Source organism: Collinsella aerofaciens, from assembly GCF_015552075.1.
Taxonomy (GTDB): domain Bacteria; phylum Actinomycetota; class Coriobacteriia; order Coriobacteriales; family Coriobacteriaceae; genus Collinsella; species Collinsella aerofaciens_Y.
Map to the genome: position 1 here is coordinate 1 of NZ_JADNDZ010000053.1, position 14,143 is coordinate 14,143.

Sequence of the window (14,143 nt, forward strand, 5' to 3'; positions counted from 1 at the left end):
AGGAAAGCACTTAATGTGCTTTCCGTCTTGCGCAGGACTGTAGAGCAGGAAACTTAATTACGCGCCGCTCCCCGCCCGCGCCGGGCAACCCCCTCTCTTGTACTTTATCAAGGTAGAGTGTATGATTCTGAACGTTACATGACTCACTTTACCTAACTAAAGTGCCATCAAGGGGGATACCATGAATACCGATATGTCTCGTCGTCAGTTTGTTGGTCTAGCCGGTTCGCTTGCCACGGTGCTTGGCCTTGGCCTGGTAGGCTGCGGTGGTGGTGCCGGCAAGGGCTCCGCTGCCGGTTCTGCCGCAGCCAAGGACGTGAAGGGCGCTGCGGAGTCCAAGAAGCTCGTCGTGGGCTTTGACAAGTCCTATCCTCCGTATGGCTTTGTAGGCGACGATGGCGAGTACACCGGCTTTGACCTCGACCTTGCCAAGGCCGTTGCCGATAAGCAGGGCTGGGACGTTGAGTATGAGGCTATCGACTGGGATGCCAAGGACACGCTGCTCAGCTCGGGCGCCATCAACTGCATCTGGAACGGCTTTACCATGGAGGGCCGCGAGGACGGCTACACGTTCTCCGAGCCTTACATGCTCAACGAGCAGGTGCTCGTGGTCAAGAAGGACGCGGGTATCAAGAGCTGGGACGATCTTGCCGGTAAGACCGTGATTACCCAGACTGATTCCGCCGCACAGGATGTGCTCGAGGGCGACCAGAAGGATCTGGCCGCGACGTTTGCTACGCTCGATACCATCGGTGAGTACAACACGGCGTTTATGCAGCTCGAGAGTGGTGCAGTCGATGCCGTTGCCTGTGACCTCTCGATCGCTCAGTATCAGCTTGCCGCCAAGCCCGATGCCTATACGCAGCTCGACAAGCCGCTGTCCAGCGAGCACTACGCCGTTGGCTTTAAGAAGGGCGACACCAAGTCCGCCGATGCCGTGACCGAGTCGCTTAAGGCACTCTACGAGGATGGCACGGTCAAGGACCTGTGCGACAAATATGCAGATTACGGTCTTTCCTTCGACAACTGGGTTTTGAAATAGCGGCTTTCCCAGGCACCCGATTTTGCCGTTCAAATCGTCGCTTGCGTACATTTAGTACGCGGCGCTCCTCTTTCACGGCAAACTCGGGCACCTGGAAAACCCGCTTTAGCATTGGGTTCGCTGTTATGTTGCTGTGAAAGAGAGCTTGGGTTGTCTATTCAGGTCATGATGCAGATGCTTGGCCAGGGATTCTTGGTTAGTTTGCAGCTGTTTGTGCTGACGCTGCTGGGGTCGATTCCGCTGGGAATCCCCGTGGCGTTCATGCGCATGAGCAAAATCGCGCCGCTTCGCTGGATCGCGCGTATCTATATTTCGGTGATGCGCGGTACGCCGCTCATGCTGCAGATGTTTGCCATCTACTTTGCCCCGTATTATGTGTTTGGTATTTCGCTCACGCCCGATTCCAAGTGGACGGCGTGCGTCGTGGCGTTCATCATCAACTACGCCGGTTACTTTGCCGAGATCTATCGCTCGGGCCTGCAGTCCATTCCGCGCGGCCAATACGAGGCCGCCGAGGTGCTGGGCTATTCGCGTACGCAGACGTTTCTGTATATCGTGATGCCGCAGGTCGCCAAGCGTATTCTGCCGGCGATGGGCAACGAGATCATCACGCTGGTCAAGGACACGTCGCTGGCGTTTGCCATTGGCGTGGGCGAGATGTTCTCGACGGCCAAGGCCCTGGTCGCCTCGCAGGTGAGCATGGTGCCGTTTGCAATCGCGGCGCTGATTTACTGGGTCTTTAACTTTGTGGTCGAGATGCTGCTGGGCGCCGCCGAGAAAAAATTGGATTACTACCATGATTAATTCGGTAATGAATATAGCGAACGCGCGCAAGGCGTTTGGCGGCAATGAGGTGCTCAAGGATATCTCGCTTGCGGTAAAGCGTGGCGAGGTCGTGGCGATTATCGGGCCTTCAGGCGGCGGTAAGTCCACGCTGCTGCGCTGTGCCACGCTGCTCGAGACGCTCGACGGTGGATCGCTCTCGTTTGGCGACCTTGCCGTCGCGACGGATGCGGGTTCGGGCGCGGTGTACGCAAAGGGCGATGTTCCTAAACAGGCGCGCTCGCGGTTTGGTCTGGTGTTTCAGAACTACAACCTGTTCCCGCACTATACCGTGATGAAAAACATCATCGACGCGCCGATCCGCGTGCTTAAGCGCCCGCGCGAGCAGGCGGAGGCCCGCGCACACGAGCTTATTGCACAGATGGGGCTTACGGGTAACGAGAACAAGGTGCCCTGTGAGCTTTCGGGCGGTCAGCAGCAGCGCGTGAGTATTGCCCGCGCCCTAGCGCTCGATCCGGAAATCTTGTTCTTTGATGAGCCGACCTCGGCGCTCGATCCAGAGCTGACGGCCGAGGTTCTGCGCGTCATCAAGGATCTGGCCGCGCAGAATATGACGATGGTGATCGTGACGCACGCGATGCAGTTTGCGCGCGATGTTGCCGACCGCGTGGTCTTTATGGACGGTGGCCGCATTGTCGAGGAGGGTCCGGCCGAGCAGGTCATCGACCATCCGCGCGAGCAGCGTACCCGTGAGTTCTTGAGCCGTATAGAGGGATAGGCTCAGCTATTTGCTCAACTATTAATTGAGGCGAAGCCGCCGCAGGCCGTAAGACCTGCGGCGGCATTTTATTTGCATCGGCGGGGTCCAATAATCGCCTCGCAAGCTCGCGCCCTCCTCTCGCCGCCTGTATTCATACGTGCGCCGAAAGGTGTGCATGGACAGTCGCCTGTGAGGGTAGGGTGGTGGCATAGGACATTTGGAGGGTGAGTCGGCTCGGCCGCCGACCATGCTGCTCCCGGGACGGCACCGACCGCGAACTCTCCCCGTTGGCGTCGCGCATTGCGCGCGGCCCTGCAAGGAGGTCATCATGGGTGCTCCCAAGACCGGCAACGTAAGGAACGTGGTGCTCGTAGGCCAAGGCGGGGTGGGCAAGACTTCACTCGCCGAGGCCATGCTCCACCTTTCCGGTAAGACCGCCCGCCTGGGCGGCCACGACGGCACCAAGCCCACGCTCGACTATGACCCCGAAGAGGTCAAGCGTTCATTCTCCATCTCGACGACCATCGCGCCGATCGACTGGAAGGGCGCCCGCATCAACGTGCTCGATGCTCCGTGCTATCCCGATTTTATCGGCGACGCCTTTGCTGCGATGAGCGTTTGCGAGACGGCGCTGTTTGTGGTCGACGCCGAGGCCGGCCCGCAGCCAACGACGGTCAAGCTCTGGTATGCCGCCGAGGACCTGCGCCTGGCGCGTGCGGTGTTCGTAAACCGCCTGTCGCGTCCGGAGGCCAGCTTTGCGACCACGATGGGCCTGCTGCAGGAACGTTTTGGTACTCGTTTGGGTGCCGTGACCCTTCCCTGGGGCGAGGGCGAGGACTTTGACGGCATTATCGACCTGGTGCGTATGAAGGCGCGCCACTGCAACGGCGCCGAGGCAGTTGAGTCGGAGATTCCCGAGGAGTATCGTGCCCAGGCCGAGGAAGCCCACGACCATCTGTGCGAGCTGGTGGCCGAGGCCGACGATGAGCTGATGATGAAGTACCTGGAAGGCGAAAAGACGCTGACGCAGGAGGAGCTCGAGGGCCTGTTGTCCAAGGCGATCGCCGAGCGCATCTTTGTGCCGGTCTTTGCGGGCGATTGCATTAAGGAGCAGGGCGTCAACTCGCTGATGGACGACATCGCCACGTACTTCCCGGCGCCGACGGACTACGGCGAGATGCCGCTCATCGACGGCGATTCGCTTAAGATCTCGAGTGACGATGACCGCCCGGTGGCGTTTGTGTTTAAGACCCTGGCCGATCCGCAGCAGGGTCGCATCAGCTTTATCAAGGTGCTGACGGGTACGCTTGAGCCGGGCCTTGAACTGGTTAATGCGCGCACGCGCAAGGGTGAGCGTCTGGCCCACCTGTATGTGATGTGCGGCCGTGACATGACCGAGGTCGGCCACGCTTATGCCGGCGACATCATCGTGGCGCCCAAGCTGGCGGCAGAGACGGGTGACACGCTCTCGATTACCGGCAAGGTCGAGGCTGCGGCGTTTAAGTTCCCCAACTCGCAGTACCGCATCGCCATCGAGGCCGAGAATCGCGGCGACGAAGAGAAGCTCTACACGTTTATCGAGAAGGCCTGCAAGGCCGATCCGACTATGAGCATCGACCGCGACGAGGAGACCGGCCAGACCATCATTTCGGCGGTGGGCGAGGCGCAGGTTTCGGTCCTGCTCAATCGTCTTGAGGATCGCACCAAGGTCGCGGCCAAGAGCGTGCCGATCCGCATCCCGTATCGCGAGACCATTCGTCGCACGGCGAGTGCCCAGGGCCGCCACAAGAAGCAGACCGGCGGCGCCGGTCAGTATGGCGACTGCTGGCTGCGCGTGGAGCCGCTCATTGGGCCCGACGGCACGAGCGACGGCTATGAGTTTGTGGACGAGGTCGTGGGCGGCCGTATTCCGCGCTCGCTGATCCCCGCCGTGGACAAGGGCGTCCAGGAGACCATGAAGGATGGCATCATTGCCGGCTACCCGCTTACGGGCATTCGCGTGGCCGTGTACGACGGCTCGTATCACAGTGTCGACTCCAACGAGATGGCGTTCCGCGCGGCGGCTCGCATCGGTCTGCGCAAGGCATGCGCCGATGCCGACCCGGTGGTGCTGGAGCCCATCGAGGAAATCACGGTGACTATCCCCGAGAGCTACGCCGGCGCCGTGATGGGCGACATCTCGGCATCGCGCGGTCGCGTGACGGGCATGGGGACCGATGAGCGTGGCGATACCGTGGTCATCGCCCAGGCGCCGCTGGCAGAGCTGACGGATTACTCGACGCGCCTGCGCTCCATCACGCGCGGCACGGGTGACTTTACCATGAAGCCCGCAGGCTATGAGCAGGTGCCTTATGACGTTCAGGCCAAGCTGGTCGAGCGCTATGAGGAGGGCCGCGCCAAGTAACGTGTGGTTTTGCCTGCAATGTAGGTGCTGACGAAAAGGCCGCCCTGGGTAACCGGGACGGCCTTATTTGATTCCTTGGGGACGGAGGAAAACGGATCATTTTTTGGGCTACGGGAGGCGCGGTCGGCACTAGTCTCCGGATGCCTGGTTGCGGCCGGTGGCGTAGTCGATCTGCACGTGCGGCTGCAGGTTGTAACAGTACACGTGAAAGCAGAGGGTCTTGCCGTGGTCCTCGACCGATTGCGCCTCAAGGCGCACGCCACGGCAGACAAGTTCCTCTTCGTTATACATGGGCGTGACGCGGTAGAGCACATGGTTGCCCGTATCGCGAATATAGTTGAGAATCTGCTCTTCAAACGGTAGCATGCCCGTCTCGTTGAGATAGCGCGTGCCGGTGAGGAGATTTTTGCGGTTGGCGTTTTCGCCGCAGAGCGACCAGGCGATGAGGTGGCAGCGGTTGTAGAGGCTCTGGCCTGGAATAAAGTCGTAGCGCTGCTGGTGCCAACCGGCAGGATGGATACGCGAGATATCGCCGCGCTTTCCCTGTCCGAGCGATTCGGGACCCACGCAGGCGAGCGCTTTACGGGTGCGGCCCAAGCTGTCGAGCTTGGAGAACTTCTTAAAGCAGCCCTCTTCGGTGGCGCGCTCATACTCGTCGAGCGTGAACGACGGCGTGCCCAACGGGTGCGTGCTGTCGGCGCGAAGGGCAACGTAGGGGTTGCCGGCGTAGTCGGGAATGCTGCTGAGATAAACACCGCGGGCGCGGTTGAGATCGGGGTTTTCGACTTCGTCGATGGGGGTGGCGGCGCTGTTCGTGGAACCGTCGTCACCGATGTTGGTCGCGGTGGATTCGGAGCCATCGCCAGAGTCTTGGCTATTTTGAGAGTCCGAGGAGCTCGCTGTTCCCGATTCGAGCCGGGCAACCAGGTCTGCCTCGTCGTCGGTACGGCTGGGACTCTCGTTTTGCTTCTCGGCCAGAGCCGCTGCCTGCTCATCGCTTTGCGGCGACAGCAGCTTGGGCGCTCCGTCGAGCGACCCTGTGAACAGCGCAAATCCCAGCACCACGGCGGTGCCGATGGAAAGTACTTGCTTGTAGGCGGACTTGCGCGACATTGAGGCTCCTGGATGGACGGTTGGGAATCTACCAGTCTAGCAGGAGCCGGCAGAGGCCGTTCTGTCGAACAAATACTTAAGATTTGGGATAGACGCTACTGATTCATTTGCCTCATATGGAGCTATTCGGCGTTTCCCCAGATAAAACCTGCCAAAACAAACCTGTCCCTTTTTGGCGGGTCAGTTAACGCAGTCCAGGTTGAGCAGATGCGAGCGAGCGGGCTCCGGGTGCGGTAAGGTGACGTGAAACAAGCGGGCGCTGACCTTTTGGTCGTGCCCGTGAAGTTGAACGTCAGATTGCCGCACCCGGAGCCCGCGCAGCGCCGAGCAGGTACGCCGTTTGTAAAACGGCGTAACCTAAAGGTTCATGTTGCCGTGGATGTAGGGGGTGACCTCGGGGGAGATGTGGCCGCAGCCCAGCTCGCGCAGCGCGGACTCGATAGCGGCGGGCAGTGGGGCCTTGCCCTCGGCATCGACGGCGCCGCCGCCGAGGGCGGCAATCTTGGCGACATCTGCGGGGGCGGCCTCGATGTGCATACAGCCGCCGACCAAGCGCGCGCGAACCTGCGCCAGACCAAGTTCGTGCAGGTAGTCCTCGCAGGCGCGGATTAAATCGACCTTCTCGCGCGTAAGCTCCTCGCCCGTGGGGACGCGCGTGGCAAGACAGGCTCCCGCCGGCAGGTTCCAAACGGGATAGCCCCATGCGCGCAGCAGCTCGCGCTCCTCGTCCTTGGTAAAGCCGACCTCCATAAGAGGGGAACGTACACCGAGCTCTTCTGCCGCTCGCATGCCAGGGCGGTAGTCACCGCGATCGCTTGCATTGCTGCCATCGATGACGGTGGGAAAGCCGAGCGACTTGGCGTGGTTGACGATAGCGGTAAAGCCGGCGTGCTTGCAGTGGTAGCAGCGATTGGCATCGTTGCAGGTTACTTGGGGGAGCTGCAACTGATCGACCGAAAGATTGAGCACGGGGAGCTTAAAATGTGGCTCCTCGTTGGCTTGCCCGTCAACGGATCGCTCAAACGAAGCCTGTTCGGGCGTGCCGATGAGCGGCGTGGTGAGGTGGACGAGAAGCGTGCTGGCAGGCATGATGCGGGCGCAGACCGCGGCCAAAAAGCTGCTGTCGACGCCGCCGGAAAAGCCGATGGCAACGCGTCCGTATGCCAAAAGCAGCTGCTCGAGCTCTGCGAGTTTGTCCTGAAGCTCCTTTGCAGGTGCGGTGGTGTCTGAAAACATGAATCGATCCTTACCAATATGTACTCGGTCAAAAACTATAATCCTACCGGACTGCTTGTCATAAGACTTCTATCTATGTAACGAAAGTGCAATATGGTATATACGTTATATACAAGTTGCTAAATGCGGTAAAGTTGCGGTAATGCGATAGCGAGAGCCGATGGGGGACCGATATGATCAAGGCTGTTATTTTTGACATGGACGGAACGCTGGTCGATACCGAGCGTTTGGGCATTAAGGCATGGAAGGCGGGCTCTGCCGAGCTGGGGGTCGCGATTGATGAAGCGCTGATCCATCAGTTTATCGGCCGCACGCTGCCCGATGTTATGGACATCCTCGATAAGCATTATGGCAGCCATGAAACCACCGAGGCGGTCTATGTCCGCCACAAGGAGATTCGCGACGAGATGGTCAAGACCGAACTGGAGCTTAAGGCCGGTGCCGCCGAGTGCATAGACGAGCTGCTGGCTGCGGGCTATCACGTGGGCCTTGCGACGTCGTCGCGCCTCGCTACGGCTGAACGCAACCTTAAGATGGTCGGCCTCTTTGACAAGTTTGAAACGGTGACCTGTGGCGAGGACGTCGTGCACGGCAAGCCCAACCCCGAGATGTATCTGCTTGCCTGCAAGCGCGCGGGCTTTGCCCCCGAGGAGTGCGCCGTGGTCGAGGATTCGCGCAACGGCTGCGTCTCGGGCATCACGGCCGGCTGCCATGTCTTTGCTGTGCCCGATATCGTGCCGCTGCCGCAGGACGTGGTGGATGGCTGCGAGGCCGTGCTCGATTCGCTGTTCGACCTGGCGGCGGCGGTCAAGGCCGTACGCTAGGCAATCGCGGCGTTGAAGCGAGCAATTGGCCGTCTTTGCGCCTAAGCAAAAGAGGTCCGGCAATGGTCGGGCCTCTTTTGCTTAAACGGCATTTTGGCATACTGGCCGACGTGCTATAGATACGCGCCTAGGTTGATGGCGGTGACTTCGGCGTGGCTGCTCGCCTGGGTGCTGGCGCGCTCGAGGAGGAACGGCCGCACGAGTTCTTGGCGGTTGATATCCTCCGCGGCGGTGACTGCGGCGACGGTGCGCGCTGCAGAGCCGACGCGGATATGCTTGGTCTTTGCCGGGGCTTTGTTCTCAATCTGCTCCATCAGCAACTGAACGCCCTTGCGGCCAATTTCGTAACCCGGCGGTGCCACCGTGGTGAGGGGGACCGACCCGCTCCAAGCGAGTGGGTTGCCGTCGCATCCGGCCACGCGAACCTGCTCGGGGACGGAGATGCCTTTGTCGACCAATGCCGAGATAACGCCCGAGGCTAACACGTCGGTCAGGCCGACGACAAAATCGGGGCGTTCGTCGGCAGGGCGCCCGGCAATCTGAGCGCCAATGCTGTAGCCGTCGGCTGCGGTATTCCATTCTCCGGCGTCAATGACCTCAATTTTGATATCGGGATGCAGGACGAGGGCCTTATGAATGCCAAGTACGCGCAGGGTGAGCTGCATAAATGCCGCTCTGCCCACAACGGTGATATGGCGCGCGCCGCGGGTGATGGCGAGCTCGGCGATAATGCGCCCTTGCGCCTCGTTGTCGGCGGCCACGTAGTAACCGGGTTCGGAGCAGTGGATGTCCAGATGGACGATCGGCACGGGCATCTTGGCCATTGCGGGGTGCCAATCGGGGGACGCCATAGGCTGAACCATGACGCCGGACATCTGCGTGCCCATAAAATAGCGCAGGTAGTGGTCCTCGAGGATGTCGTCGTTATCGGCGTTGGCGATGAGCAGGTCATAGCCGTGCTTGCGGGCCTCGTTATGGGCGCCGCTGGCAATTTGGAGCGAGAAGCCATGGTCGAGACGGGGGAGGACCAGGCCAAAGGACTTGGTGGCGCCGCCCGCGAGCTGACGAGCACTTTGGTTGGGCAGGTAGCCAAGGCGATTGATGGTCTCGTTGATGAGCTTGAGGGTCTCGGGGCGCAGCTTTTCGGGGTGGTTGAGCGCGTTGGATACCGTGCCCAGCGAGACTCCTGCTTCGCGCGCGACGTCGCTGATTTTTACCTTTGCCATAGCGGCCCCTTTGATGCGTTTCAAGTACGAGTCAGATTGTAGCATCGCCTGTTCCCAGGGTGTCAAAACCTACCAATTAGGGGCAGGTTTATTTTGGCAGGTTTTATCTGGGCAAACACCGGAGTCCAGACCACACAAAGGTGCCTGTCCCCCTTTGTGGTGGTTTTGGCGCGGCTGGGCTGCGCGTTAAACGGTGGAGTGTCTACAATGGAAGCCGCTTTGAACGTAGATTGAAAGGCTTTGGTATGACTCGCGCTGTTTCTCGTCGTGATTTCCTGGGTTTGATCGCCGGTGCTGCAATGGTTGCGGCGAGCGGTTGCGCTGGCAGTGGCGCTGACAAGGGCTCTGCCGCTGGTTCTGCTGCGGTTGCGGGCGACGATATCAAGGGCGCCAAGCTCACCTTTGTGGGCGACGATGCCTTTGCGCCCTATCGCTATCTGGAGACGCAGTCGGACGGCAAGCAGAAGGTTGTCGGCCTGGACATCGCTATCGCTGACGAGATGGCCTCGCGCTTGGGCTTTTCTTACGACTTTGAGCCGCAGGACTTTGCCGCCACGCTTGCATCGGTGCAGAGCGATGACAAGGCCTTTACCATGGCGATGAGCTCCAACGAAGAGCGCGAGCAGACCTATGACTTCACGCGCGGCTACTATCAGCCGCTTGTGGGCGTTCTCACGCTCGGCGGCGATCCCGTCAAGCGCGTTGAGGACCTCGCCGGCAAGTCTATCGCCTGCACTACCGGTACCGTGCAGAACAAGTTCATCGCCAAGGTCATGCCCGATGCTGATATTCACACGTACGACGGTGGCGACCAGTGCCTGCAAGAGGTGCTCGCCGGGCGCATCGATGCCTACCTGTGTGACGGCGCCGAGGGCCAGTCCATGCGCGATGCGAATGAGGGCCTGGTGCTGGGCCTGCTCGATCGCTCCGAGACGAGCGACCACGTGGGCGTGTACCGCCTGATGGCCAAGAAGGGTGCCGGATTTGTCGCGGCGCTTGACGAGTGCATCGGCGAGATGCTCGAGGACGGCACCATCGATGACTGCATCAAGCAGTATGTGGGCGCCGACTTCATGTGGAACGGCGACTATTCCGCTTCCGGTACGTCGACGGTTGCCGGAAAATAGCGAGCCGGTGAGGCGCGCGCCAAGGGCATGCTGATGAAGTTTGAACTGCTAGAACCATATATACCGATGTTTATGAGCGGCCTGGTCGTGACCTGTCAGGTGACGGCCGCCGCGCTGGCCATAGCACTCGTCCTGGGCTTTCTCATTGCCGTGCTCAAGGTTTTGCCCTGTCGCCCATTGCGTGCGGTGCTCAACTTCTACACCTCTATCTTTCGCGGCGTGCCGCTCATCGTGTTACTTTTTTTGGCGTACTTTGCGACGCCGCAGCTCACGGGCTTCAAAATTTCGATGTTTGCCGCCGGTGCCATTACACTGGGGCTCAACGGCTCAGCGACGGTGTCCGAGACGGTGCGCGGTGGTATCGAGGGCGTTGACCGGGGGCAGTACGATGCCGCTCGGGCCATCGGGCTTCGCTATGTTCCCATGATGCGCAAGATCATCGTTCCGCAGGCGATGCGCTCGATTGCCCCTGCTCTGGTCAACGAAGTGATCACGGTCCTCAAGAGCTCCTCGCTGGTGGCAACCATCGGCCTGATGGATATGATGCGCGCCGCCCAGAGCGTGCAGGCGCTCACCTATCGAGCCTTTGAACCGTTTTTAGTGGCGGCCGTGATCTACTACGTCATTGTTATGGCACTCACGGCCCTGGGCAATCGGCTCGAACGCCGCCTGCGTCCCTAGGGGAGTGCCAACCACCGCAAAGGTGCCTGTCACCGTTGTGGTGGTAGGGTGTGTGCATCGAGTGGTATCCAGTTTAAGATACCACTTCTGGTATATCAGCTTGCGTTTGTGTGAGTACAATACTCGGACGTTATACGTCTCAGCGCCCGTCGTGCGTGGGCGTTTTGCAGTCACGCGAGCGAAGGGATTTATCCTATGTGCGGAATTGTCGGCTACACCGGCTCTGATATTGCAAAGAACATTCTGGTCACGGGCCTTAAGCGTATGGAATATCGCGGTTATGACTCCTCGGGCGTCGCGCTCGAGGTGGGCGAGGGCGCCGCGGCTCACCTCGACGTCATCCGCCGTGTGGGTAAGGTTGCGGGCCTGGAGAGCGAGCTTTCCAATATCGACAGCGACGCTACCTGCGGTATCGGCCATACCCGCTGGGCCACTCACGGCAAGCCTTCCGTTGTCAACGCCCATCCCCACACCAGCTGCGATGGTCGCATCGCCATCGTCCACAACGGCATCATCGAGAACTTCGCCGAGCTGCGCGAAGAGCTGGAGGGCCGCGGCCATCACTTTAAGAGCGAGACCGATACCGAAGTTTTCGCGCACTTGATCGAAGAGGCCTATGCCGAGACGCGCGACCTGATGGCTTCCGTGCGCGTGGCCTGCACCCACGTGGTGGGCGCCTATGCCCTGGCCGCCGTGTGCGCCGACGAACCTGGCGTGATCGCCGTTGCCCGCAAGGACTCCCCGATTGTGGTCGGCGTGGGCGAGATCGGCTCCTACGTTGCCTCCGATGTGATCGCGCTTATCGATGCCACCCGCGATGTCGTGGTGCTCGAAGATGGTCAGTTTGCCAAGCTCACGCCCGCAGGCGTCGAGTATACCGACGAGGCCGGCAACGTTATCGAGCCCAAAATCACCCATATCGACTGGGACCTGGACATGGCCGAAAAGGGCGGTTATCCCGACTTTATGCTCAAGGAGATTCACGAGCAGCCGCGCGTGGTGCGCGACACGCTGGTGGGCCGCATGACCCCTGCCGGTGAGCTCGATATCGACGAGCTGGGCCTTTCGCTCGAGGAACTCAACGATATCGACCGCGTATATGTGATTGCCTGCGGCACCAGCTACCACGCCGGACTCATCGCCAAGAACCTTATTGAGGGCTGGGCTCGTATTCCTACCGAGGTTGAGGCGGCTAGCGAGTTCCGCTACCGCAACCCCATCATCACGCCGACGACGCTCGTCGTGGCCGTGTCCCAATCGGGCGAGACGGCCGATACCCTCGCCGCCATTCGTGACGCGCGTATCAAGGGCGCCAAGGTCTTTGGCATCACCAACGTGGTGGGCAGCCCCGTGGCGCGCGAGAGCGACGGCGTCATCTATACCAAGGCCAACAAGGAGATCGCAGTCGCCTCGACCAAGAGCTTCATCGGTCAGGTCGTGAGCCTCACGCTTTTGGCCCTGCTGCTGGCGCAGGTCAAGTACCGCCTGACCACCAAGCAGACGCGCATGCTGTTCCGCGAGCTTTCCGATACGGCCGAGCAGATTCAGTGGATCCTGGATACGCAGACCGAGGCCGTGCACGAGGCCGCGCTTGTGTGCAAGGACGCGCAGTCCGCGCTGTTCGTGGGTCGCGGCATGGGCGCCGCCATTTCTTATGAGGGCGCGCTTAAGCTCAAGGAGGTCAGCTACCTGCATGCCGAGGCATATGCCGCCGGCGAGATGAAGCACGGCCCCATCGCGCTGATCGATCCGGGTTTCCCTGTCATCGCGGTGGCAACCAAGAGCGCAACGTACGATAAGACGGTGTCGAACCTCATGGAGTGCAAGGCTCGCGGCGCCAAGGTCATCGTCGTTGCTACCGAGGGCGACGAGGAAATCAACAAGATTGCCGACTGTATCATTCGCGTGCCGTCCGTCCGTGACGTGTTCAGCCCCATCACGGCGAGCGTTCCGCTGCAGCTGCTCGCCCGCGAGGTGGCCATCCTGCGCGGTTGCGACGTTGACCAGCCTCGCAACCTCGCTAAGAGCGTGACCGTGGAGTAGTTGTTGTTCCGCCGTTCTGGCGACCAAGGCCCGGCTCCGTTGTGGCGGAGCCGGGCCTTGTTTCATTTGACCAGGTAAAACCTGCCGAAATAAACCTGTCCCTTTTTGGCAGGTTAGCGGAGCTTGCTGGTCTCGAAGTACTCGGGGAACTGGTCCAGAACCTCGGTCTGGTTGCGGAACATCATGTGCAGGTGCTTGCTGACCAAAAAGCTCGCTTCGATGGGGTCGCGACCGGCGATAGCGCGGCGAATCTGCTTGTGCTCGTTCACGATGTCCTGATTGTCGAGAACCTGCGTGGCGGCGCGCAGCCAGCGGAAGCGCTCCAGGTCGGCATTGGTCTCTTCGAGCCACGACCACACGGTGCTGCGACATGCGATGCTAAAAATCATGTGATGCATGAGGTTGTCGCTCAAAAAGAAGCCGATGCGATCCTCCTCGGCCATGGCCTTTTCCTGCAGCACGATGGCGCGGTCGAGCTGCTCGATGCCGGCCGACGTGGCGCGCGCACAGCACTCCACAATCACCTGCTTTTCCAGATGCTCGCGGATGTAACAGGCACTCTCGGCAAGGGTGAGGTTGATGGGCGAGACGTAGGTGCCGCTCTGGGGCACGGTGCGCACCAGGCCTTCCTGCGCCAAGCGAACCAAAGCCTCGCGCACGGGCGTGCGACCCATGTCCAGGTCATCGCAAAGCTGCTTGACGCCCAGCTTTTCGCCCGGCTTGTAGTCCAGGTAGACGATTTTGCGTCGAATGGTGTGGTAGGACTGGTCCTGTAGGCTCGTTTCCTGCTCGCCGACGTGCATCGATTCTTCCATAGCGCCTCGCAACTGTTCTATCAAACTCATATGTCAGTTGTTAATTATGCCGCGAATCAGCTCTCCGCGGTGGGTAATTCGGCTGTTGC

12 protein-coding genes are annotated in these 14,143 nt (G+C 60.5%); 8 read left to right on the forward strand and 4 right to left on the reverse strand.

Annotated elements, in window-relative coordinates; genetic code table 11:
- Positions 1–181 precede the first annotated feature (181 nt).
- From I2D41_RS03755 to I2D41_RS03770, 4 genes are all read left to right on the forward strand, one after another.
- The gene (locus I2D41_RS03755; RefSeq protein ID WP_195363589.1) at positions 182–1,042 is read left to right on the forward strand and encodes a transporter substrate-binding domain-containing protein; all 861 of its coding nucleotides are present in this window, start codon (positions 182–184) and stop codon (positions 1,040–1,042) included.
- Between the two features lie 150 nt (positions 1,043–1,192).
- Positions 1,193–1,846, forward strand: coding sequence for an amino acid ABC transporter permease (locus I2D41_RS03760; protein WP_229042096.1), 654 nt, complete (start codon positions 1,193–1,195; stop codon positions 1,844–1,846).
- Positions 1,839–2,603, forward strand: a complete 765-nt coding sequence (locus I2D41_RS03765; protein ID WP_271741642.1) for an amino acid ABC transporter ATP-binding protein — start codon at positions 1,839–1,841, stop codon at positions 2,601–2,603. The genes I2D41_RS03760 and I2D41_RS03765 overlap by 8 nt, the downstream gene beginning before the upstream one ends.
- A gap of 310 nt (positions 2,604–2,913) precedes the next feature.
- On the forward strand, positions 2,914–4,989 hold the full coding sequence (locus tag I2D41_RS03770) for an elongation factor G (protein WP_195363590.1): 2,076 nt from the start codon (positions 2,914–2,916) through the stop codon (positions 4,987–4,989).
- Between the two features lie 129 nt (positions 4,990–5,118).
- Here I2D41_RS03770 and I2D41_RS03775 read toward each other — a convergent pair whose 3' ends face one another.
- Together I2D41_RS03775 and larE are read right to left on the reverse strand one after the other, a co-directional pair.
- Positions 5,119–6,102, reverse strand: coding sequence for a DNA/RNA non-specific endonuclease (locus tag I2D41_RS03775; RefSeq protein ID WP_195363591.1), 984 nt, complete (start codon positions 6,100–6,102; stop codon positions 5,119–5,121).
- Positions 6,103–6,459: 357 nt separating this feature from the next.
- A complete protein-coding gene (gene larE, locus I2D41_RS03780) occupies positions 6,460–7,338 on the reverse strand; it encodes an ATP-dependent sacrificial sulfur transferase LarE (RefSeq protein WP_195363592.1) in 879 nt (292 codons plus the stop codon).
- Between the two features lie 173 nt (positions 7,339–7,511).
- Between larE and I2D41_RS03785 the strand changes: the two genes are divergently transcribed.
- Entirely contained in the window at positions 7,512–8,162 is a 651-nt protein-coding gene (locus tag I2D41_RS03785) for an HAD family hydrolase (protein ID WP_195363593.1), read from the forward strand.
- Between the two features lie 113 nt (positions 8,163–8,275).
- Here the strand turns inward: I2D41_RS03785 and I2D41_RS03790 are convergent, their stop codons facing one another.
- On the reverse strand, positions 8,276–9,388 hold the full coding sequence (locus I2D41_RS03790; RefSeq protein ID WP_229042098.1) for a LacI family DNA-binding transcriptional regulator: 1,113 nt from the start codon (positions 9,386–9,388) through the stop codon (positions 8,276–8,278).
- A gap of 245 nt (positions 9,389–9,633) precedes the next feature.
- Between I2D41_RS03790 and I2D41_RS03795 the strand changes: the two genes are divergently transcribed.
- From I2D41_RS03795 to glmS, 3 genes are all read left to right on the forward strand, one after another.
- On the forward strand, positions 9,634–10,515 hold the full coding sequence (locus I2D41_RS03795) for a substrate-binding periplasmic protein (protein WP_138341340.1): 882 nt from the start codon (positions 9,634–9,636) through the stop codon (positions 10,513–10,515).
- Positions 10,516–10,548: 33 nt separating this feature from the next.
- Positions 10,549–11,196, forward strand: a complete 648-nt coding sequence (locus I2D41_RS03800) for an amino acid ABC transporter permease (protein WP_229042099.1) — start codon at positions 10,549–10,551, stop codon at positions 11,194–11,196.
- A 195-nt stretch (positions 11,197–11,391) separates the two neighbouring features.
- Entirely contained in the window at positions 11,392–13,239 is a 1,848-nt protein-coding gene (gene glmS, locus I2D41_RS03805; protein WP_195363596.1) for a glutamine--fructose-6-phosphate transaminase (isomerizing), read from the forward strand.
- 113 nt (positions 13,240–13,352) lie between these two features.
- Here glmS and I2D41_RS03810 read toward each other — a convergent pair whose 3' ends face one another.
- Positions 13,353–14,054: a GntR family transcriptional regulator gene (locus I2D41_RS03810; RefSeq protein WP_050766156.1), complete on the reverse strand. Its 702-nt coding sequence runs from the start codon at positions 14,052–14,054 to the stop codon at positions 13,353–13,355.
- Positions 14,055–14,143 lie beyond the last annotated feature (89 nt).

Coding starts and splice junctions, on each gene's coding strand:
- I2D41_RS03755 (WP_195363589.1), top strand. CDS start 182: ATGAATACCGATATGTCTCGTCGTCAGTTTGTTGGTCTAGCCGGTTCG.
- I2D41_RS03765 (WP_271741642.1), top strand. CDS start 1,839: ATGATTAATTCGGTAATGAATATAGCGAACGCGCGCAAGGCGTTTGGC.
- I2D41_RS03770 (WP_195363590.1), top strand. CDS start 2,914: ATGGGTGCTCCCAAGACCGGCAACGTAAGGAACGTGGTGCTCGTAGGC.
- I2D41_RS03775 (WP_195363591.1), bottom strand. CDS start 6,102: ATGTCGCGCAAGTCCGCCTACAAGCAAGTACTTTCCATCGGCACCGCC.
- larE (WP_195363592.1), bottom strand. CDS start 7,338: ATGTTTTCAGACACCACCGCACCTGCAAAGGAGCTTCAGGACAAACTC.
- I2D41_RS03785 (WP_195363593.1), top strand. CDS start 7,512: ATGATCAAGGCTGTTATTTTTGACATGGACGGAACGCTGGTCGATACC.
- I2D41_RS03790 (WP_229042098.1), bottom strand. CDS start 9,388: ATGGCAAAGGTAAAAATCAGCGACGTCGCGCGCGAAGCAGGAGTCTCG.
- I2D41_RS03795 (WP_138341340.1), top strand. CDS start 9,634: ATGACTCGCGCTGTTTCTCGTCGTGATTTCCTGGGTTTGATCGCCGGT.
- I2D41_RS03800 (WP_229042099.1), top strand. CDS start 10,549: ATGAAGTTTGAACTGCTAGAACCATATATACCGATGTTTATGAGCGGC.
- glmS (WP_195363596.1), top strand. CDS start 11,392: ATGTGCGGAATTGTCGGCTACACCGGCTCTGATATTGCAAAGAACATT.
- I2D41_RS03810 (WP_050766156.1), bottom strand. CDS start 14,054: ATGGAAGAATCGATGCACGTCGGCGAGCAGGAAACGAGCCTACAGGAC.